This window comes from Paenibacillus sp. GCM10023252 (genome assembly GCF_042653305.1).
In the GTDB taxonomy this organism is placed as follows: Bacteria; Bacillota; Bacilli; order Paenibacillales; family Paenibacillaceae; genus Pristimantibacillus.
This window is the reverse complement of the sequence record NZ_JBHSHW010000027.1, coordinates 120,199-141,348: the sequence shown is the minus strand read 5'-3', so window position 1 is coordinate 141,348 and position 21,150 is coordinate 120,199. Positions and strand designations below refer to the sequence as shown.

The following is a 21,150-nucleotide window of genomic DNA, read 5'->3' as shown; positions in this document are numbered from 1 at the left end:
TTTCTTTTTGTTTGACAAATTAAAGAAGGGGCGTCCCCAAGTCATTTATGACTTTTGGGACAGCCTCTAGCACGATGATTCTCTCGTGCGCTATACTGTTACATAATTCATACAAGGAGGAAGAGCGATGAGTCTGATTCGAGTATTGCTCGTGGAGGACGATCCATTCTGGCAGCAGAACTTAAGCTCCGATCTTGCCGATGAACCGGATATTGAGGTTGCCGCTGTTGCAAGCACGAAGGAAGAAGCGGTGCAGGCTGCAGTGCAGCTGAACATAGATATTATTCTCATGGACATTAACTTAACCGGCAATAACCTCGATGGCCTGGAAGCCACCAGAGAGATCTTGTCCAAGCTGTATAACCATGGAATAAGCATTATTATGCTGACCTCGCTCACTGAACGCGAGGTCGTCATGAAGGCCTTCCAATTCGGAGCGGTTAACTATATTACGAAGACTAGCTGCAAGGATATCGTCCAAGCGATACGTGAAGCTTATGTGGACCGTTCCACCATTCACTCGGATGCAGCCCGCATTATGCGAAGCGAGATTCAGCTCATGCAGCTCTCACCGATGGAGCGGGAAGTGTTCGAGCTGCGGAAGGAAGGTCTCAGCAAGCAGCAGATATCCGACCGGCTGCACAAGTCTGCTAATACGATTAAGACTCAGCTCAGAAGTATTCGGAACAAGCTGACCTCCTTCAGAGACAGCTAGCGGCTGTGAGGAGCGGGCGAGGATGAAGATGAAGATGAGGGTGAGGGTGAGCCTGAAGCCCAGCCTGTTGATATCGGCTTATTGGCCGAATCTGCTGGTATGAACCGACTAGCTGGCAGGTTCAGCTGTACCGTTGTTCCCTTGCCGAGGTCGGTCTCGGGTACTGTGATCGACCCGCCGTGCTTCTGCATGACAGAAGCGCAGTAGGAGAGACCAAGACCGTGGTTGGTTGAGTTTTTTTTCGTAGAGTAGAAGGGTTCGAAGATCTTGGCCAGATCCTCCTTCCGTATGCCGCAGCCGCTGTCGCGGACTTGCATGACCAGATGCTTCTTCGTCCGATACACGCGAATGGTCAGTGCCCCTTCCTCGACCAACGCATCTGCCGCATTGTGTACAAGGTTAGATATCGTCTCCTTCATATGTGGACGGTCACAGATTACCTCTCCATCCGCCTCGTAATGCTCCGATACGGTAATCCGCGCGCTCGCAAGCTTCCCTTGAATAGGACTGAGCACTGAACCGATTAGCTCGCGAATGTTCACGGGCTGCTCATCGAGCACAATGTCATCCGCCTTCTCCTTAATTCTCCCCACCATCTGCAGCAGATGCGCGCTCACCGTATGGATCTGCTCCAATGATTGCAGCGACTTGTCTGTCTGACCGCTATGAATATAGCCTTCCGTCTTCTCCGTTAAGTAATTAATCTTCTGAATCTCGTTCTTGATGGAATGGTTAAGGATAGCCACCCCCATCGTCAAGGCTCTCATGGAATAATCAAGCTTCTCCCGCTCAATTCTAAGCTTGATGCCGAGGAATCCATACTTAACCGTATAGACGATGACAGCTGCAATGAGAGCAAGTATGACAAGGACGTTGTACTTCCACGTTCCGTTACTCATTAATTCGAACTGCCATTCCTTCATAGAGAGTGAGTTGAAGCCGATGAAGTCCGCCTGGTACACCCATAGGAATGCAGCGGAGAAGAGAAGCGCCACTCTGCCCTTGCTCTTCTTCGCGTAGTAGTCGGACTCTCGCACGCTGGCCATCCAGAAGAATACAATGCCCACGCCGAAGTACGCCCCGCTCCACCACCTGAACCGTGCTAAGTCGAAGCTGTACCAAGGTTCAGTTAAGTAGTGACTAATGAGCAAGCCGAACGCTCCGAGCGTTAATATCGCCGTCACTGACACTCTCTGCTTGTAGGAGAACAGCCCTCCCATCCATAGCCCGCTGACGCAAGCAGCATAAGGGAAGAAGTAGAAGTAGATCGTCATCGCCGCCACACTCGTATGATAGAGGAGATGGCTGAGCAGAGGGGTCATCCAGCCTTGCGGCTCCAGCAGAGGGACAATTGTGAGGTGGATGGAGAAGCAGAAGCTGGCCATGCCTCCTGTAAGGAATGCGACACCAATCCAGAAGTAGCGCTTGAAGTTATAGATGAGAGTAACCACTCCGACCGACCACAAGGATAGGAACATAACGATATACAATAGATTCAAGTGAGAATCCTCCAACTGTCCGATAGTGGAATATCAAGAGATAGTTTAGCACAATATGGTAAGCGTATAGGTATTTTTTTTCATCCCAAAAAAAGCACACCCCGCATTCCCCCTCCAGGAATGTGTGAAGTGTGCCTTACTTAAACCAGCCCTTCTCCTTGAATCGCATGATGGCTTCGATCCGGTTGCTGACGCCAAGCTTATCTAGAATAACGGATATATAATTCCGAACCGTTCCGGTAGTCAGATACAGCTCGCTTGCGATCTCCTTCGTATTCTTCCCGTCTGCGATCAGGCCGAGCACTTCCTTCTCCCGCTGCGTTAAGGGATTATCTGCTCCGCCGTTGTAAGCATCGTCCACAAGGTCGGCGGCGTAGATGCGTCGTCCAGCCATGACGCTGCGAATCGTGCTCGCCAGCTCTTCGCTTGGACTGTCCTTGAGGAGATAGCCGCTCACGCCGGCCTTCACCGCTCGCTCGAAGTAGCCGGAACGGGCGAAGGTCGTCAAGATAATGACCTTGCAGGGAAGTCCCTTCATCTCCTCTGCGGCATCGAGGCCGCTCTTCGCAGGCATCTCGATGTCCATAATGCATACGTCAGGGCGATGCTGATGAACGAGCTGGACGGCTTCTTCCCCGTTGCCGGCTCGGCCGACAACCTGCATATCCTCTTCCAGATCAAGCAGAGAAGCCAGTGCACCGAGCAGCATTCGCTGATCTTCCGCTATGACAATTCGTATCATGGGCTTCCACTCCTCACCTAGAACTTAGGGCTCAAGCTGAGGCCGTTGGACCGCGCTCGGCACCTTCATGACGACTCTCGTGCCGCCTTCGCTGACTGATGCAATATCCAGGCTGCCATTGACGAATTCCAGCCGCTCCTTCATCCCTCGCAGGCCATTCCCGCGGCTGCTCTCGATCGGCCCCGCGATGCCTACACCGTTGTCCGCTACTGTGACGACAAGCTCCGTATGCTTAGGCTCGATTGTGATCGAGCACTCTGAAGCACGGCTATGCTTAACTACATTCGTGACGGCTTCCTTCAGACACATGCTCACGACATTCTCCGTCATCAAGGAAGTGTTCGTCAGCTCAGGATTACCCTCTAATGTGAACGAGACCTCTGCAGCCATCAGAATCTGCTTCACCCGCAGCAGCTCGTCTTCAATTCGTGTTCCGCGCATCTGCGTGACCATCTCACGAACTTCCTTCAGCGCACTCCTTGCCGTCTGCCTGACGTCATTCAGTTCAGAGGCGGCTTGGGCTGGATTCTTCGTAATGAGCTTGCCTGCGAGGTCGGTCTTCAGTCCAATGAGTGACAGCTTCTGTCCGAGCGTATCATGCAGATCTCTCGCTATGCGCTGCCGTTCCTCCAGCTTCACCAGCTCCGATATTCGCTTGTTCGCATCCTCAAGCTGCCCCTGCAGCTTATCCCGCTTGTTACGATTATATGTGCTAACCGGCAGCAGAATAATGGCAATCAGACTTATAAGTACGAATGGCAGCTGCGTCATCATAATCGGATTCTGTGTAGCGAGCCCCAGATTAATGGTCACGAGCGAGGTCACGAGATGAATCGAGTACAAGGTGAAGAAGCCGATTCGGTTCTGTATGTTGCCAATGAAGAATGCCAGGAAGAGGGCGAAGTAGACATACCCGAACAGCAAGGTCATCGTGATCGAGATTGCAATCTGCAGACCGGTCCAGATGTACACCAGCCATCCCCTAGAGACGAACGAGAGTACATAACATAGGAAGAAGCCTAGTATCATCACAATGCCCAGCACCACCTGGTAGGTGGAGGAGGAGCGGAAGATGAAGTAGAAGGGCAGAATGTAGAAGACGACCCATACATAGGGGCTCAGACCGGTGCTTTTGTGAAAAATCTGATACCACTTCTGCATGAATCGTCCACCTCTTCTACTGTTCCAAACCTTGAGCTTATTACACTATTAGTTAGACTATATTGTAGCATATCCGCTTGAAGCGGCGTTTATTTGCCTTGTAAACTTGCACGGCGCGGCTTGATTGCTGCACTTGCAACCGATGTGCCCTCTGCTGTCATCTCAGCTGCTTGCTTCCGAAGCCGATGCTTCACATCCCGGAAGCTGACGAAGCGCTTGCTGCTCTCATCCCATAGCCGGTGGCTTAAGGACTGCAAGCTAGTGCGAATCGTGATTGTCGTTGCCTTATGCAGTGGAGGAGTAGCGGCATGGGCCTTCTCCAAGTTGTAATTCGGCACCTTCGGGCTCAGATGATGCACGTGATGGAAGCCGATATTGCCTGTAATCCATTGCAGCAGCTTAGGAAGCTTGTAATAGGAACTGCCATCCACCGCTGCATTCACGTAGCTCCACTCGTCTTCCTTCTCGAAGTAGGAATCCTCGAACTGGTGCTGCACGTAGAACAGCCAGATGCCTAGCAGGCCGGATACGAAGAAGACCGGACCTTGCACCAGCAGGAAGGCTTGCCAGCCAATTGCCCAGATTAGGGCGGCGTATAGAACTGCGATGAGTGCATTCGTCAGGTGAGTGTTCACTCTCTCCTTACGTCTTGCTCCCTTGCGGTTGAAGCGATATTGAACCAAGAATACAGCAATCGGGCCAAGTCCGAACATGACGAGCGGATTGCGGTAGAACCGGTAAGCAAGCTTGCGCATTGGGGTAGATGCTGCGTATTCCTCTACCGTGAGCACCCACATGTCTCCGACACCGCGCTTATCAAGGTTGCTGCTCGTTGCATGGTGAATGGAGTGGCTCTGCTTCCATTGCTGGTAAGGAACAAGGGTAAGCACCCCGGTTATGGTGCCGATGATGTCATTGGCACGCTTGCTCTTGAAGAACGATCCATGACAGCAGTCATGGAATATAATGAAGGTCCGGATGACGAAGCCTGCGGTTACCATAGCTAACGGCAATGTCAGCCAGTACGATATGGAGAGGCTCAGATAAGCTGAATACCATAGAATCACAAGCGGAATGATGGTATTGCACAGCTGCCTGATGCTTGATTTTAGGTTATTTTCCTCGTAGGGGGCAACCTGCTTGCGTAAGTTCACATGATTGTTCGAAGTCGTCATCGATGTTATCCTCTCCTCGATCCGGCGCAGCAGCCTTACATTACGCCTATCGTACCCGTATTCTGTATCTATTGTACGAGATGTGCAGCTCCGCCTCACAGTCATAAACGTCAAGAGGCGGATATGACAAATGTCATATAGGCGTGGGGAGGGATATGGGACAGGGGTGAACAAGGATTCGCTGGTGCCGGCTTAGCGCGGTTAGTACAGGCGTCAGGCTTGGCTGGTGCCGGCTTGGGCGCTACTTCGATTCTAGTCCAAGCTCGAGGGCTCTAGCCTTGGCCTCTTCGGAGAACTTGTTCTTCTTGTACTTCTTCTCGAACTCTTCCTTGGAGAGCGGAACCCAATTGAACTCTCGATTCTGATAGACATAGGTCTTCGCTCCCCAGTTCACATGAACCGTACGGCTTGCCACCTTCGTCACTTGCCCGATGTCCACTACCACTTGCGTGGCACCGACTGTTCTCACACAATATTTGTTCAGAATATCTTCCTTCATTCCTGTTCGCTCCTTGTTATCTGGTTATGGTGCAAGCATACCACAATTGACTCAGAGAACCGAACCTGGCACTTGCAGGCAGCCTACTGACGGCTTACTATGGTAGAAGTTACATCATTGCATTCAGATGGAGGCTAGGGTGAATAATGATGATTGAACACATTGTCGTCTTCCGATTCATCGAAGGAGTGTCGCAGGAGCAGCAGCAGGAGCTGGTGGACAAGCTGCTGGACTTCCGTGGGCAGATTCCTGGTATTGTTCAGCTCAGCGCAGGCGTGAACGTAACCGAGGAGACCGCTAACCATCAAGGCTTCAGCATCGGTCTGCGGGTTACCTTCGAGAATGCGGAAGCGCTGCGCAGCTATGGTCCGCATCCGCTTCATCAAGCCTTCGTTGCTTCACTCGGCGGCTTGCTGGAGCAGGTCATTGTGGTGGATTACCCAATGACTTAGCAAATCATGCGTCAGGCCCCGCCTCTGGGAGGCGGGGCCTGGCTCGGCTTGCGGCGCGGCTTGCGGCGGGGCCGTTTACGGTTGTTTGATTGACCTTAAGTAAGGGTCATCCAAGACCGGAGTGACCCCTCTGGCAGCTAATGTGGTGCATTTATGCACCTCGTTGACGGCCAGCGGGATACTTCATGCTCATTATGGTGCATTTTTGCACCTCGTTGACCGCCAGCGAGGAGCTTCATGCTCATTATGGTGCATTTTTGCACCTCGTTGGCCGCCAGCAGGGGCCTTCATGCTCATTATGGTGCATTTTTGCACCTCGTTGACCGTCAGCGGGCAGGAAGCTTCATCCACCATAGCTGCTCCTATCCTGATCACTCTGCCTTATTCATCTTCAATAGTAGTTTCTGATTCCATCTCGTTCCCATGGCCTCATCAGCTCACCGATCAGCTCCTATCTATACCTTAACATCCTTATGACTCCATTAAGACTTGAAGGAGATGGGCACACTCTGCACGAGTCATGTAGCTTTTGGGAGCAAGTAGTCCGACTGATCGGCCATTCAACCAACCGAGAGAGTACGCTTCTAGGAGGTATGGTCTAGCCCAGCTCCCTGCTTCGGCGAAATCCTGGAATGGCAAGACAGATTCACTTGATCCTTCAACGAATTCTGAGGAATTGCCCTTCATCGAGTAATAGGCTCTCACTGCCATCGCAATTGCCTCCTCCCGGGTAATTGGCCGCTCAGGCTGGAAGCTGTCTTCCCTGTTCCCAGTGACAATTGACGCTTGGTGAAGGACTGCGATCTCACTTGTATTCTCACCTATAGCACTCACATCACGATATGGCGCAGGCAGAGCACCTTGAATCCCAACACCTAGCGATCTAGCTAGGAAAGCAGCAAACTCCCCACGCGATGCTGCTCCTGACGGTTCAAAGCGGCTGCCGCTATCCCATCTATCAGCGAATCGGCTACACAGCTGAGTAATTGCGGAATGTGCCCAGTGTGAAGCTGGTACATCGGAGTAACTCGGTGTATAAGAGAGCGGCGCGTACATACTGAAGTGACTTACGCTCACGGATAGCTCCCCCTGCTCATACTTACCTCCTACATATTCAAGCTTGCCATTCGAGGAGATGTGATACACACTTGCTCCAGCTAAGTCAGGACCGGTGAATGATATGGTTAGCGGACTGGCGAACTTACGAATAACATGCTGCTTGCCATTATCAGTCTCAACCTTCAGCTCAAGCTTGTATCCCATCCCCCCTGCAAGGAAGACACCTGACTTGCTCTTAAGCTTAGGCATGCTTTCCTTCGCTACCAAGGTGACTGACAGCACTATATTCCCTCCCTCTGCTATAGCTCCATTGGGGAGTTTATCTACTAGATGGTCAAGGAATCCTTCTGGCAAAATAACAGACAAATCTTCCTTAATCACAACAACCGTTCTACTGTCCAAGGAGGGCAACAGACTGAGCGGGATGACTAGACTAGTCTCACGATCGCTCAGAACCAGCTCAACTTCCGTAGCCCCGACCTGTACGTCCGCGGACGATAACACCTTCGTATCAGCCGCTGGCGTCGCGCTCGGCGTCGCGCTCGGCGTCGCGCTTGGCGTCGCACTTGGCGTCGCGCTCGGCGTCGCGCTCGGCGTCGCGCTCGGCGTCGCGCTCGGCGTCGCGCTCGGCGTCGCGCTTGGCGTCGCGCTCGGCGTCGCGCTTGGCGTCGCGCTCGGCGTCGCGCTTGGCGTCGCGCTCGGCGTCGCGCTTGGCGTCGCGCTCGGCGTCGCGCTTGGCGTCGCGCTCGGCGTCGCGCTCGGCGTCGCGCTTGGCGTCGCGCTTGGCGTCGCGCTCGGCGTCGCGCTCGGCGTCGCGCTCGGCGTTGCGCTTGGCGTCGCGCTCGGCGTCGCGCTTGGCGTCGCGCTTGGCGTTGCGCTTGGCGTCGCGCTCGGCGTTGCGCTTGGCGTCGCGCTCGGCGTGGCGCTTGGCGTCGCACTTGGCGTCGCGCTTGGCGTGGCGCTCGGCTCTCCGCCGCCGTTCACTGCTGGCTCATTGTGAACGTTCAGCTCGTGGATGGACCACCAGCTGCCGCTCGTTCCTGCTTGCTCGATCCTTACATACTGGCTCGTAACCTCCTCGCTCAAGACGATGTCAGTGATTACTGATCCGCTGCCTTCGGCAATAGGCTCACTCCAGGCAACTCCATCGCCCGATGTCCTCACCCTGTAGCCTCTCATGTAATCGCCAGACGAGCCCGTCGCATCAACCACGATGCGGTCGAAGGTCTGCTCAGCGCCCAGATTGATGCTGAACCACTGTCCATCCGCCATTGCTTGGCCGGAGCTCCATCTCGTGGAGGCCGCTCCGTCGAACACTCTCCCCGTATCGCCGCCGGGCTCGGTGGAAGAAGCGTTAGCCGTCCATGCCGTCCTCGGCAGCTTCGTTGCCGCCTTCGTCTGAACCGTCAACGCAGCTGTCAGCTCCGATCGATTGCCCGACGTATCCCTTGCCCTCACGGCAATCTCATAGCTGCTGCTGCCTTCAAGCCCAATCAGCGTAGAGCTCGAATCAACCGACCAGCCGCGGCTCACGCCGTCGACGTAGATCTCATATCCCGCGACTGCCACATTGTCCACCGCTTCATCCCAAGCCAAGCCGACTGACTCACTCTCTACGGAAGTCGTGCGCAGCCCTGCAGGAGCAGCAGGAGGATAAGCATCCGTTAAGACGGCGTCCACCTTCACATTATCGAAGAAGGCCACATTATAGGCAGATCCTGCGCCGATTCGGCCGCTTGCCAGCGAGGTATCAGCGATGTCCTCGAACAGCTTCGTTACAGTCCCGCCTTGTTCCCCATCAACCGATATGCCACTATCCGTGTACCTTATTGTAACCTTGGCACCATCCTTGAAGCTGTATATGCCACTGTACTCACCGAGTACACTCTCTTCTCCATTCACGACCTTCTTCAAGACAACATGGCCTGCACCGCTGCCCTCGACCACATAGTAGTTCCGATTGTCCTGATAGTGGAACAACAGTCTAATCAGATTGCCAGAGCCCGTGCCCCATCCGGACACATCCGCGCTGAAGGTAAGGTTGCCCGAGTAGACATCGTCATCATAGACGGCGGTGGTGAAGCCTCCCCAATTGTCCAGCTTCAGCTGCTTGCTCTCTGCTGAGGTTGTTCCGCTCTCGAGCAGCCATCCCGGTGCTGTACCGGTCTCGAAGTCCGTCTCATACGACTTCATCATGTCCACATCAGGCGTCGTTACGCTCACCGGTTGACTGGCAGCGGATTCGTTGCCTGCCTCATCTACAGCAGTGACGTAGAAGGAGTAGGTTGTATTCCGCGTTAATCCGACTGCCTTGTAATCCAGCCCTCCCGATGCCCCGACCTTCTGTCCATCCCGATAGATCCAGTACTCCTTCACCCCGAAGTCATCCGTCGAAGGCTTCCAGCCCAGCACGGCCGTCGTCGTTGTCTGTACGGGTGACGTCAGCTCAGCTGGAGCGCTTGGCGCTGCTAGGTCCGGTTCATCATTCACGACATCAATGAGCACACTAACCGCATCCACGAATGATTCCGTATAGGTCGAGCCTACTCCGATCTTGCCTGAACCGAACGCCCCGTCCTGGACACGATGGAACAACGGAACCGCAGCTCCGCCGGCAAGCGGCAGGCCATTAACCGAGATATACCCCCCCTGTTCGAAAATAACCTCAACCCGAGCCATATCCCGAATCGGATAAGGCTTCGCGCTTCCACCCTCGCTGTACACAGCAAGCGTAGTCTTGCTGCCCCCCACCCGCTTCAACAGCTTCACTGTGTTCGCTGTGCCGCCTCCGAACTCGACCTCGTAGGTATTGCCTTCGTCTTGGTAATTGAAGAGGATGGATGTCTTCGCGCTATCATCATTACTGATCGTATACAGATCGACTAGGTATCGGTAGCTTCCCGTTCCCGGCGAGAATGTGCGATTGTCATAGATCGCGCTTGCTGCACCGCCCCAGTTGGACAGCTTCAGCTTGCCATACTGAAGGCCTGCTTCTGTAAGCGTCCATCTCGATGCGGTATGATTATCGAAGTTATTCGCATAACCATCATACGTCCGAGCAACGACCGGGCTAGATGCGTCTGAAGCATTGAGATTCGTATCAACCGCCTTGACCTCGAACGTGTACGCGGTTTTCAGGTTAAGGCCTGTTGCTGTATATATCGTTCTGCCATAGGTGGAGCCGACCAAGGCGCCATTCTGATAGATGTCATACTTCATTAATCTAACGTTATCCGTAGAGGCATTCCAAGCTAGGGATACCGAGCTCGTGCTCCTTCCAGTTACCGCAAGATGCTGCGGAACGGTCGGTGCTTCACTGTCCATAGGTATGAAGCTGGCACTAGCGAGCGGTGCCCGAGGCGTTCCTCCGCCTCCGACATTCACCTCCGTATTGTTGCCCACAACATACAGGTTCTCAATGAGCGTAACCATGTCGTCGTAATATTCCCCTGCGGGAGTCGCACCGCGGGCGCCTTGGTTGAATGAGAAGCCATGCACTTCCTCGAACTCATACCTAGCCTCGCGCGACAATGAGAAGCCATAGGCATCCCAGCCCGTATCATCAGCGATGTATGCCCCATAGTTCTGCAGAGCGTCGAAGAACTTCAGCCCTACTTCGCTAGTGATGCCCAGATCCGCCGCTGTCACATCCGGCTTGATTGCCATGAGAGAGCCCATCTGCACATTCGGATCTGTGCCATGATACGTATTCGGTGCACCGTTATCATTCCGATCCGCTGGCCAGCGATACCCCTTCGCAGGACTGACATTGCGGTCATAATACAGGTAATTCCCCCACACGTTCAGCTTCAGCACATGCTTGATCGGGTCCGGACCAGTCAGCTCACCTGGGCGAATGGAGCCGCCAATACCGGATAAGCCCGACCCCCAGTGCGTTCCGTTCATTCCTTGCTCGTATATATTCTCGTTGCGAGGATATTGATACCCATAGACCGGCCCATCGACGGTATTCCGGCACAGAGGCTCGAGCTGCACGAGCGTCTCCCCGTCCGGCTTCAAGATTGCAGCGACGTTGTTAGGCGTCTCATACACTCCGCCGGTCGTAATGGCATCCGGTATGAGCAAGCCGTCCGGGAAGTGCATCTCGCTCTCGAATTCTCCAGGTGTCTGGCCCGTGCAGCGTTCCGTCCAGGAGCCGGGGCTGTAGATCGTACGTACAGGATCAGTTGCCTTCGCCTTCAGATGCCACTCATCATCGGAGTGAACATATCCTTGCCCAGGGAAGTGCCCGCCTGACACATACTCGGCATCCGAGCCGATCGGCGTATTCCATATGCTGTCCTGCGCGAATGGCCACAGCCACGGGTCACGAGCCTCCGAATACACCGCAGGTGCAGCAGCCGCGCTGACACCTCCCGATCCTACCCATCCGATCGGCATAGCCACACTGATTGCGGTTACCGCTGCTGCCAGCCTTACTAATTGCCCCATGCTTCCTATGATGCTGCGTGTCATATTGAACCTCCTCATGTATTCTTACCCGGCATCGGTGTATGAGCTATTCCTTCACAGCCCCCAGCACGATTCCCTTCGTGAAGTGCTTCTGCAAGAATGGATAGACAACAAGGACTGGGAATGCTCCGATGAAGATCTGTGCAGCCTTGACTGAACGCTGGGTAAGCTTGTCCAAGTCCCCTACATTATTAATAATGGCGCTTAGATCCTGCTGGACAACAATGGTCTGCAGGTAGGTAGCGAGCGGATAATTCTCAGGCCGCGTCATGAAGAGCAGGCCGTCGAACCAGGAATTCCATTGTCCAACTATAGAGAACAGAGTTAGCGTTGCAATGGCAGGCTTAGAGACAGGGAGGAAGATGCTCCACAGCACGCGCAGATCGCCAGCGCCGTCTATTAGAGCCGCCTCCTCCAGCTCCTTCGGCACATTACGGAAGAAGTTCATGAGCAGAATCATATTGTAGACGGATACTGCTCCAGGCAGGATGAGCGCCCACATCGTGTTCATCATATTCAGCTTCGTAATGAGCCAGTAGAAGGGGATGAGGCCGCCTCCGAACAGCATCGTGAAGATGAAGAACCACGCGAACACGCTTCTTCCTCGGAACACCTCGCTCCCCTTGGACAGCGGATACGCAGCGAGGATCGTCACCACCATCGAGATCGTCACCCCGTAGACGACCCGCTGGGCGGCGATCCCTATCGATTGCAGGAAGGCTGGATTGTTCGCCGTCTTGTAGTACGCATCCATCGTGAAGTCGATAGGCCAGAAGGTTACGATATTCGCATTCACAGCCGCGCTTCCGGAGAAGGACAGCGCCAGAATATGAATCATAGGCAGAATGCATGACACAGCTGCAAGCGCCAAGAAGACATAGTTCATCACATTGAAGGCGCGATAGCCTCTTGTCTTGTAATACATCCTTTCACCCTCCTAGAAAATCCGGTAATTCGCATACTTGTATGCCAGTCGGTACGATAAGACAATAAGAATGGAAGAGATGACGGACTTGAACAGTCCGAACGCAGCGCTGAAGCCGTACTCCCCTGACTTGATTCCCATCCGATAGACGAATGTGTCAACCACATCGCCCTTGCTGTAGACGAGCGGTGTGTAGAGATTGTAGATCTGATCGAAGTTCGCATTCAGAATATTGCCGAGCGACAGCGTCCCGCAGACGATGATCATCGGGACCAGCCCTGGCAACGTGACGTACAGCGTCTGCTGCCAGCGGTTCGCGCCGTCTGCCTCGGCCGCTTCATAGAGAGCCGGGTTAATACCGGCCAGAGCAGCGAGATAGACGATGGTGGAGAAGCCGAACTCCTTCCATATATCGCTCACGATGACCGTGAAGCGGAACCAGTTGCCCTCGCCCAGGAAGAAGATAGGAGAGATTCCGAAGCTGCCCAGCAGCTTGTTGACCAGCCCGCTGTTCGGAGAGAGGATATCGATGAGAATACCGGCAAGGATGACCCACGAGAGGAAGTGAGGCAGGTAGATGAGCGTCTGGACGGTGCGCTTGAACACCATCTTGCGAATCTCATTGAGCAGCAAGGCGAAGAGAATGGGTACGATCATGGCAGCAATGATCTTCAAGACCGCAATGAACAAGGTATTGTACAGCACTTGCTTCGTATCACTGTCTTGATAGATGCGCGTGAAGTGGGCTAGCCCGATCCACTCAGACTTCGACACGCCGAGCCATGGCTTGAAGTCTTGGAATGCAATGACGATCCCGTACATCGGCACATAAGAGAATAGGAGGGTAAGGACGACGGCAGGCAGAAGCATCATGTAGAAAATAGGTGACCGATACATCTGCCCGCCTCTCGGCCGCTTCACCCTCTGGATCGGAACAGCTTGCGCGGATACTGCTGCATCGTTTTTCATAGCTTTCAGCTCCTAAACTTAATCTGTTATTCACGAGGCCGCAGCCTTGACGCCTTCATTATAAGCGGCGGATTATTTCGCTTACAGAACACGATGGCGACATTCATAACGTTTTGGAGACAACCTGGGGCTGTGAGCCTCCCGCTGTATTCCCAGCGGAAGCGGCGTATGATTTAATGGGAATAGAACAACTTGCAACAGGGAGGGCGGTGGATGATGCGATATCGGTATACGATTTTTACAAGGATTGTTATTCTGCTGCTGCTGTTCCTTATTCCGATCCTGCTGCTCTACTTCTATTCCAATCGTGTCAGCGTCGGGGTTGTGAAGGACGAGATGAAGGATTCCATAGCCAGCTCGCTTGGCTTCCTCGGAAGCCAGATTGAATCGGAGATTGACGGCCTGTCCACCTTATCGGGTGTCATGGCGAGAGACCCTTCCCTGCAGGCGCTGATGGACGCACACCTGCTGGATACCTATGAGCTCAACAAGACGCTGAGCATCGCCGAGCAGAAGCTCAAGTTGCAAGCGCTATCAAGCCGATGGAGCAACCAGATTACGGTCTACTTTCCCGAGTACAATTACATGGTGAGCAATGAGCTGAATGCAGGCTCCTACCCGAATATGCCTTACTCGGGACTTGACCCGAACTGGAATTATGAGATCGTCAATGTGAATAACTCACAGAAGTACCAATTCGTACGAAGGCTGGCGGAGCCCTACCGGGCCTATGACAACCCAGAGCTGGCCAAGCAGGTGCTGCAGATCAGCTTCTCCCCAGATCATCTCAAGACGATGCTTGGCCAATACAAGAGCAAGGGCAAGGGAGAAGCGTTCCTCTATCATCCACGGTTCGAGCCCATCCTTGCTGCAGGGGCCGAATATCGCTACTTAGACAGCGTGGTGAAGCAGCTTCGGGCACAATCCGATCCTGCATGGATGAACCGCACCTTAGAGGCCGACCAAGAGGACATCCTCGTGAACAGCTTGAAGATTGCAGGGCTGAATTGGTATGTCGTCGAATACGTTCCCATTCGGGAGATTCTATCCCCCATTGAGTTCAGCAAGTGGCTGTTCTATGGCTCCATTGCCCTTATCCTAGGGCTTGGCATTATAGCTTCCTTCCTGCTGTTCAGACATGTGCAGGTGCCTATCATTCGGCTGGTTCGAGCAATTGGGCAGCTCAGAGACGGCAATTATGCGGTTCGGGTGAGACGAGCAGAGAAGAGTGACTTCGACGTTCTCTACTCGAGGTTCAACGATATGGCTGCTGATATTCAAGAGCTGATTGAGAAGGTGCATGTTGAGGAGCTGCGATTGAGGGAAGCGACGGTGAAGCAGCTGCAGTCGCAGATTAACCCTCATTTCTTATACAATTGCTTGTTCTATATGGCCAATATGTCTACGGTAGGCGACGACCGAGCCGTGACGGCGATGGCGATGAATCTAGGGGAGTACTATCGGTATACAACACGATCCGAGAACCAGACCCCTACTCTGCGTGAGGAGCTCCAGCTCATTGAGAACTATCTCCAGATTCAGAAGCTGCGGCTTGACCGGGTGACCTATGAGATTGACGTGCCTCCACAGATGCTGGGACTATCAGTGCCTCGCCTGCTTCTGCAGCCGCTTGTGGAGAATGCGATTCTACATGGGATTGAGCCCCGATTAGCGAGCGGACTTGTGCGGATACAAGGGCGAACAGATCAGGAGGGGTGGCACACCCTGAGAGTGCAGGACAGCGGGTGCGGCATGACGGAGGAAGAGGTTGCAGCGCTGCGCAGGAAGCTCTCTTCCCCTCTTGCGGAAGGAATGGGTTGCGGACTGTGGAACGTGCACCAGAGGCTCTTGCATCAGTTCGCGCCAGGTTCGGGCCTGATTATCCAGGCCGGCGGGAGCGGGGAGGACGAAGCCAGTGGCGGAATGAGCTTCATGCTACGCTGGAAGGACGATGGACTACTGACAGATGCCGACATAGCGGGATAAGCTCCATGCTGCGCTGGAAGGACGATGGACTACTAGCAGCCGCTGATGTAGCGGGATAAGCTGCATGCGGCACCACTAGGATCATGGACTAGTAGCTGCTGCCGATATAGCGGAATAAGCTGCTTGCGACACTAGTAGGATCATGGACTATGCAGGACAGGAATGCCGGATATGCTGCGTACTGCTCTGGAGGGCAGCGGAACTCGGCATTGAGAGGGTTACCGAGAGGTTGAGATGAGGGGGATTAGCATCATGATGCAAGTGCTGTTAGTGGATGATGAACGCTCGGTCGTTGAAGGATTGTCTCTGCGAATTCCGTGGGAGGAAGAGCTGGGCGTGACTGCGGTGTACAAGGCAACCTCCGGTGCTGCTGCCCTGGCAATTATGGAGCAGACGTCCATTCATATTGTCATTACAGATATTCGTATGCCGGAGATGGACGGTCTAGAGCTGATACGCCGTATTCGTGGGCTGAATCGGCGGACCAAGTTCATCCTGCTCTCTGGTCATGCTGAGTTCGATTACGCCAAGGAAGCATTAAGCAGCCAAGTGACCGAATACTTGCTGAAGCCTGTTAAGGATGAACCGCTCATGGAGGCGGTTCGACTAGCGATGCGGGAGCTGCACAAGGAGTGGGAGATGATAGCTTCCTTGCAGCAGGCTGGGTCCGCGATGCGGGAGAGTTTCCCTACACTCAGAGCGAAGCTGCTCCTTGAGCTGCTTCAGGGGTTCCGCTATTCCAACGAGCGATTGGAGGAGCGTCTGCGGATGCTGGAGCTTCCTTTTGGCAGAGGGCGAACGAGGGGCGCAGAGACTCAGGGAAGCTTCTATGAAGGCGAAGATCTATGCAGTATGCTTCTCATTCGCATTGACCCCGACGACAGCGGCTATGGCTCACAGGATATGTCGCTCATCGAGTATGGAATTACGAATATTGCGGAGGAAGTGCTTGGTGAAGCCTTCATGGTATGGCCAAGCAAGGATGCGCTGGATCACCTCGTATTGCTAGTCAAGATAAGAAGAGCCGAAGATCAGGAACTTACTGGAACGATTCAGGGCTCTATGAGCAGCGTGCCGCTTGTATTGAACGATGACGAACAGGTGGTCCACAGTCAAGTGGAACCATTGAATATCGGAGCATACAGGGCTAATCAGGCTCAGAACAATTGCATTCCTGCTGCACGCCACAAGCTGCTGGAGGAGCAAGCGATGGATATCCAACAGCATGTGGAGCAGTTCCTGAACAAGTCTGTGTCCATCGTCATCAGCGAGTGGGGCAGCTTTCCACACATGGTTCCGACAGCCTATGATCGCTTGCTGCATGAGATGCGGAAGTATTTCGGTTCAGATACAGGACTGCTCAAGGTAGCTGGGCTACAAGTAGAAGTCGAGGAGGGCCGCTCAACTATCCGGTCTATGGAAGCTCTATACAGTCCTCCCTCTCTGACTCAATTGCTGGAGGCTGGAAGATGGGAGTCCGCCGGTGAGAAGCTCATATGTATTTTCGAAGAGTTAGGAACCAGCTGGGCGCATTCTAAGGAACATAGGATGGAAGCTGCTTACAGCATTATGGCTTCCTTCTCTTATATTGCTCACAAGAATGGCAAGGGATTAGAGGAGCTGCTCTCGTCCGAGGATATGGCACTAGCCTATCGATTGGCAGATGCGCCCCTCCCTCAGCTAAGGGGCTGGGCTGGTCGAGTATGTCAGAGTATTCGCAGTGACCTGGAGGGCGGGGCCAAGTCCTCACGTACCAAGCTTGTCATGCAGATTCATGAGTACATTGCGAACAATCTGACTAATGTATCCATGCAAGCTATTGCCGATCATGTCTACTTGAACCATGATTACCTCTCTAAGGTGTACAAGGCCGAGACCGGGGAGTACTTAAGTGACTATCTATTCCGATACCGAATGGATAAGGCAGCTTATATGCTCCTTCACCATACCCAGCTTCGAATCTACCAGATCGCGGAGCAGCTCGGCTACCTGAACACTCCCTACTTCATTAAGGTGTTCCGCAAGCAATATGGCATGACCCCTCAAGAGTACCGAGATAAGTAGAGCAATTGTAGTTGCAACTGAGCGGCTAGCTGCAGCACCCAGCCCCGCTCTCCAGCTTCAAGCTTCAGCTTCAAGCTTCAGCTTCACCTCCAGCTATTGAACGTCTGCACACCCGTCTGCCACCTCTCTCACTTTGTATGTTCTGTCTTTTCAGGAGCGGTGCGGGTTTTCCGTCCCTTTGCCCCACTATCCCCTTCCATCAGGAGAAGGTGTTTTCCCCTCCCTTGCGTCACTATCCCCTTCGCTCAGAAGATTGAAGCTGCTCCTTTCACACTCACTTTCCCCACTATCCCTCTCGATCAGGAACTTACATTATTTATAAATTTAACTTGAAATAAGAACGCACGTTTGCTAAAATAAGTTAAGAACAAACGTTCCCTTTCGGAGGAGTTGGCGGACTATGGACATTCATTTTGAAAAGATGAGCTTTGATGAATTGTGTCAGTTTTTTCACGATGAAGAGATCTGCTACACATGGTTATTCCAACAGAAGTGGCCTGATGGCTTCAGCTGTGCAAAGTGCCGCCACTCACGCGCTTATCCGATCCTAACTCGTCGACTGCCCTTATATGAATGTGCCTCTTGCCGCTATCAGAACTCTCTGACTGCTGGGACCGTTATGCATAACAGCCGTACCTCTCTGATAAAGTGGATCCTCACGATGTATTTGGTCTCTCAGCAGGAGAGCATTAACGCAGAACGCCTCGCCGAGGTCATTGAGGTTACCTATAAGACCGCTTGGCTTATGCTGCATAAGCTTCGGGAAGCTATGTCCGAAGTGGAGGAGTCCCAGCTTCTCTATGGTCAGGTGAGTATTCATTCTCACGTCTATGGACTACAGATGTTCAAGCCTACGTTCGACCGCATCCGTCATGAGCATCCCGTTATGATTGGCTCTAGTTCTAATGATGGGGAGGACAGCCTCACTCATCTTAAGCTCCAGCAGCTAACTGCCCCCGACCTGGCCGGCAATCGTCCTACGAAGTATGGGGTAGCTGAATTTAGAGAACGGCACATAGAGCCTTCCGCTACTATTATTGAGGTTGTGCAGATTTATGGCAGACTCGGAAGAGCCCCTGTTATATTCCACTATGTTATGGACTCGTTCCGGTGGATGAACAGAAGATTTCATGGAATTGGGGGTAAGCATCTGCAAGCCTATCTTCATGAGTATTGCTTCCGCTTCAATCGGTTCATTCATCAGCACTCCACATATAACACCTTAGTTCTTGTGTGCATGGCTCGTAGATGCCCAACTTACAAGGATTTTGTTGCTAGAGACTATAGGATACGGTATGAGGCTCACCATGATGGGCTTAAGGCTGCCTAATAGTGTTTGGTCAGTTTTAGGTTTGAATTGCAACATACGGAGTAGGTTTTTTTATGTTAATCTGAATCATCTGCTTGATGTTGGAGCTCTGTAATAATCACTTCTTGCATTCGTTACTTAGAATAGAAATCTTGTTCCTGAGCGAAGGGGATAGTGAGGCAAGGGAGAAAAATAGACATATAGCCCCTATGAGCCGAATAGACCTATAGGGCCTTTAGCTACTGCAAGACTGGGTGGGTGTGAATAACAAATTCACCCCAGCAGCGATTGATTCGTTGCCGGGGTGAGTGCTAAGGATTATTTGGTAACCGATGCGTACCAGTCATTCTTCTCCTTGACGATGTCGCTGTAGCCAAGCTTGTTGGCCTTGTCTAGGAACTGATCGTAAGAATCTACCGGTGCCTTGCCGTATAGAATCTGACTCTGCACCTCACGACGAAGCTTCTCGACGGCTCCGCCCTTGTCTGCCTCTGCCTTGCCTACAGGAGAAGTCGCTGCTAGGTTCGATTGAGGATAACCCTTCTCGATACCGTCAAGCACAATCTTAGCAGCAGCAAGCGTAACGGCATTCTCTCCGCCCATCTGGCGTACTTCCATTGGTGTCTCTGGCTTGCCTCCTCCATTGAACTTCTTAATCATATCCAACCACAAACTCGGCAGCATAATGTTCTTCGGAATACTAATACGAATAATATCAATGTACTTGTCACCAAGCTTAGCCTTGTCGTTCGTCGGCTGGCCGTCGACTGTGCCCCAGTCATACCCCTCGACCAGTCCATATTCATACTTGGAGCCCTTCTCCGGGAACAAGTAGTTCTTGAATAGCCAATTCATGTAGAGGATAGCAGCCTCAGGGTGCTTAGCCTTGTTGCTCACTAGAATGTAATGCCCAACTGTCGTATCATTCGTCGAATACTTCGTCTTGCCGTCAGCACCAACCGGCAGCGGGTACGCCTTGAACTCTGCAGTCGGTGTAATCTTCTTCAGATCCGGGAACGGCCATATATCCAGCCAATAATCCCCTGCGACCATCCCTGCCTTGCCGCTTGTCACTAACTCTTGCACCTTGCCTTCATCATATACACCAACATCCTTGGGCACATACCCCTTCTCAATCCATCCACGGATTGTCGCTAGCCCCTGCTTGAACTCCGGTGTGTATTCGGGTTGATAGAGCTGACCTTGCTCATTCTTCGCCCAGCCATGCGGAACCGTCCCATAGGAGCCGAAGACGAAGGAAGCATCCCCCAGCCAACGGTCATACCAATTGTCCTTCAGGCCAATGGCCGTACCGAACGTGTCGTTCTTCCCATTCTGGTCTGGATCCTTCTTCGTGAAGGCTTCCAACACCTGCTCATACTCAGCCATCGTAGTCGGTGCTTGCAAGCCTAAGTTACGCAGCCAGTCCTCACGAATCCATAGCACGTTATCCCCTTGATTCTTACTCGCCATCAGAGGCAGGCCCATTCGCTTGCCATCCTTCAAGATACCATTCCATGCTTCAGGCGACTCTTCCAGAGCCTGCTTCCACTCTGGGAAGGCATACTGGTCGAACAGAGAGCCTACTTCCCCGTACTTCCCTGACTCAATTAGCTGATCCCGCAGTGCCGCATCATCAATGAGTAGAATGTCCGGCATTGGCTCTCCAGATGAGAGTCCGAGGCGAAGCTTCTCCAAGTAGGAATCCCGTGTAGCTGCAGTCCAGAGATACTTCAGCTGAATGCCCGTCTCCTCGAGAATGGCCTTATCCAGTGCATTATTATCAATGTTCTCGCCTTCCTTGAACTTCACGTCGCCGTCAAGCAGCTTCACAGCAGTGAGCTGTACTTGTGTATCATACACCTTGCCTGGACCCTCAGCAGGATCAGCTGCCTGTCCATTACCGCTCGGCGCAGCCGTTGCACCCGGCTCATTGCCACCTTCGTTGTTTCCTCCGCTGCAAGCGCTCAACATTAAGCTGACTGCAAGCACACTGGTCACCAGCATGGAAGCCTTTTTTTTCAATTCGCTGCTCATCCCCATTGCCGATCCATCCCCCAATCCATATCTTATGTTCCATACTGTAACCTTACACGATTCAGCATCTTCCTCCTATAACACA

At 53.0% G+C, this 21,150-nt stretch carries 14 protein-coding genes and 1 pseudogene; 6 read left to right on the top strand and 9 right to left on the bottom strand.

The features are described 5' to 3' along the window. Nucleotides 1–127 precede the first annotated feature (127 nt). On the top strand, nucleotides 128–715 hold the full coding sequence (locus ACFO9Q_RS15710; RefSeq protein WP_379183692.1) for a response regulator transcription factor: 588 nt from the start codon (nucleotides 128–130) through the stop codon (nucleotides 713–715). Here ACFO9Q_RS15710 and ACFO9Q_RS15705 read toward each other — a convergent pair. From ACFO9Q_RS15705 to ACFO9Q_RS15685, 5 genes are all read right to left on the bottom strand, one after another. Continuing rightward, nucleotides 712–2,214, bottom strand: coding sequence for a sensor histidine kinase (locus tag ACFO9Q_RS15705; RefSeq protein WP_379183690.1), 1,503 nt, complete (start codon nucleotides 2,212–2,214; stop codon nucleotides 712–714). The two genes, ACFO9Q_RS15710 and ACFO9Q_RS15705, sit on opposite strands and share 4 nt — an antisense overlap. Nucleotides 2,215–2,350: 136 nt before the next feature. Continuing rightward, a complete protein-coding gene (locus tag ACFO9Q_RS15700) occupies nucleotides 2,351–2,956 on the bottom strand; it encodes a response regulator (protein WP_379183688.1) in 606 nt (201 codons plus the stop codon). Nucleotides 2,957–2,980: 24 nt separating this feature from the next. After that, on the bottom strand, nucleotides 2,981–4,117 hold the full coding sequence (locus tag ACFO9Q_RS15695) for a sensor histidine kinase (RefSeq protein ID WP_379183686.1): 1,137 nt from the start codon (nucleotides 4,115–4,117) through the stop codon (nucleotides 2,981–2,983). An 89-nt stretch (nucleotides 4,118–4,206) separates the two neighbouring features. Next, on the bottom strand, nucleotides 4,207–5,292 hold the full coding sequence (locus ACFO9Q_RS15690; RefSeq protein ID WP_379183684.1) for a fatty acid desaturase: 1,086 nt from the start codon (nucleotides 5,290–5,292) through the stop codon (nucleotides 4,207–4,209). Nucleotides 5,293–5,533: 241 nt separating this feature from the next. Next, nucleotides 5,534–5,791: a hypothetical protein gene (locus ACFO9Q_RS15685; protein WP_379183682.1), complete on the bottom strand. Its 258-nt coding sequence runs from the start codon at nucleotides 5,789–5,791 to the stop codon at nucleotides 5,534–5,536. Between the two features lie 146 nt (nucleotides 5,792–5,937). On the opposite strand from ACFO9Q_RS15685, the gene ACFO9Q_RS15680 reads away from it, so the two are divergent. Continuing rightward, entirely contained in the window at nucleotides 5,938–6,243 is a 306-nt protein-coding gene (locus tag ACFO9Q_RS15680; RefSeq protein WP_379183680.1) for a Dabb family protein, read from the top strand. 471 nt (nucleotides 6,244–6,714) lie between these two features. On the opposite strand, the gene ACFO9Q_RS15675 is transcribed toward ACFO9Q_RS15680, so the two are convergent. Genes ACFO9Q_RS15675 through ACFO9Q_RS15665 form a run of 3 tightly spaced genes read right to left on the bottom strand, consistent with a single transcriptional unit; the run spans nucleotide 6,715 to nucleotide 13,597 of the window. Next, nucleotides 6,715–11,778, bottom strand: a complete 5,064-nt coding sequence (locus ACFO9Q_RS15675; RefSeq protein WP_379183678.1) for a fibronectin type III domain-containing protein — start codon at nucleotides 11,776–11,778, stop codon at nucleotides 6,715–6,717. Between the two features lie 43 nt (nucleotides 11,779–11,821). Beyond that, nucleotides 11,822–12,700, bottom strand: a complete 879-nt coding sequence (locus tag ACFO9Q_RS15670; RefSeq protein WP_379183676.1) for a carbohydrate ABC transporter permease — start codon at nucleotides 12,698–12,700, stop codon at nucleotides 11,822–11,824. 12 nt (nucleotides 12,701–12,712) lie between these two features. Then, nucleotides 12,713–13,597 carry an ABC transporter permease gene (locus ACFO9Q_RS15665; RefSeq protein WP_379183704.1) on the bottom strand — a complete coding sequence of 295 codons (885 nt, stop codon included), beginning with the start codon at nucleotides 13,595–13,597 and terminating at the stop codon, nucleotides 12,713–12,715. Nucleotides 13,598–13,882: 285 nt separating this feature from the next. On the opposite strand from ACFO9Q_RS15665, the gene ACFO9Q_RS15660 reads away from it, so the two are divergent. The 4 genes and pseudogenes from ACFO9Q_RS15660 to ACFO9Q_RS15645 all read left to right on the top strand — a co-directional run bounded on the left by ACFO9Q_RS15660 (nucleotide 13,883) and on the right by ACFO9Q_RS15645 (nucleotide 19,049). Further along, nucleotides 13,883–15,655 carry a cache domain-containing sensor histidine kinase gene (locus tag ACFO9Q_RS15660; RefSeq protein WP_379183675.1) on the top strand — a complete coding sequence of 591 codons (1,773 nt, stop codon included), beginning with the start codon at nucleotides 13,883–13,885 and terminating at the stop codon, nucleotides 15,653–15,655. A 252-nt stretch (nucleotides 15,656–15,907) separates the two neighbouring features. Continuing rightward, nucleotides 15,908–17,719, top strand: a complete 1,812-nt coding sequence (locus tag ACFO9Q_RS15655; RefSeq protein ID WP_379183674.1) for a response regulator transcription factor — start codon at nucleotides 15,908–15,910, stop codon at nucleotides 17,717–17,719. A 400-nt stretch (nucleotides 17,720–18,119) separates the two neighbouring features. Continuing rightward, nucleotides 18,120–18,302, top strand: a pseudogene (locus ACFO9Q_RS15650) (transposase); the annotation flags it as partial. 78 nt (nucleotides 18,303–18,380) lie between these two features. Continuing rightward, nucleotides 18,381–19,049, top strand: coding sequence for a hypothetical protein (locus ACFO9Q_RS15645; protein WP_379183706.1), 669 nt, complete (start codon nucleotides 18,381–18,383; stop codon nucleotides 19,047–19,049). A gap of 297 nt (nucleotides 19,050–19,346) precedes the next feature. Here ACFO9Q_RS15645 and ACFO9Q_RS15640 read toward each other — a convergent pair whose 3' ends face one another. Beyond that, nucleotides 19,347–21,071, bottom strand: coding sequence for a sugar ABC transporter (locus tag ACFO9Q_RS15640; RefSeq protein ID WP_379183672.1), 1,725 nt, complete (start codon nucleotides 21,069–21,071; stop codon nucleotides 19,347–19,349). Between the last annotated feature and the right edge of the window lie 79 nt (nucleotides 21,072–21,150).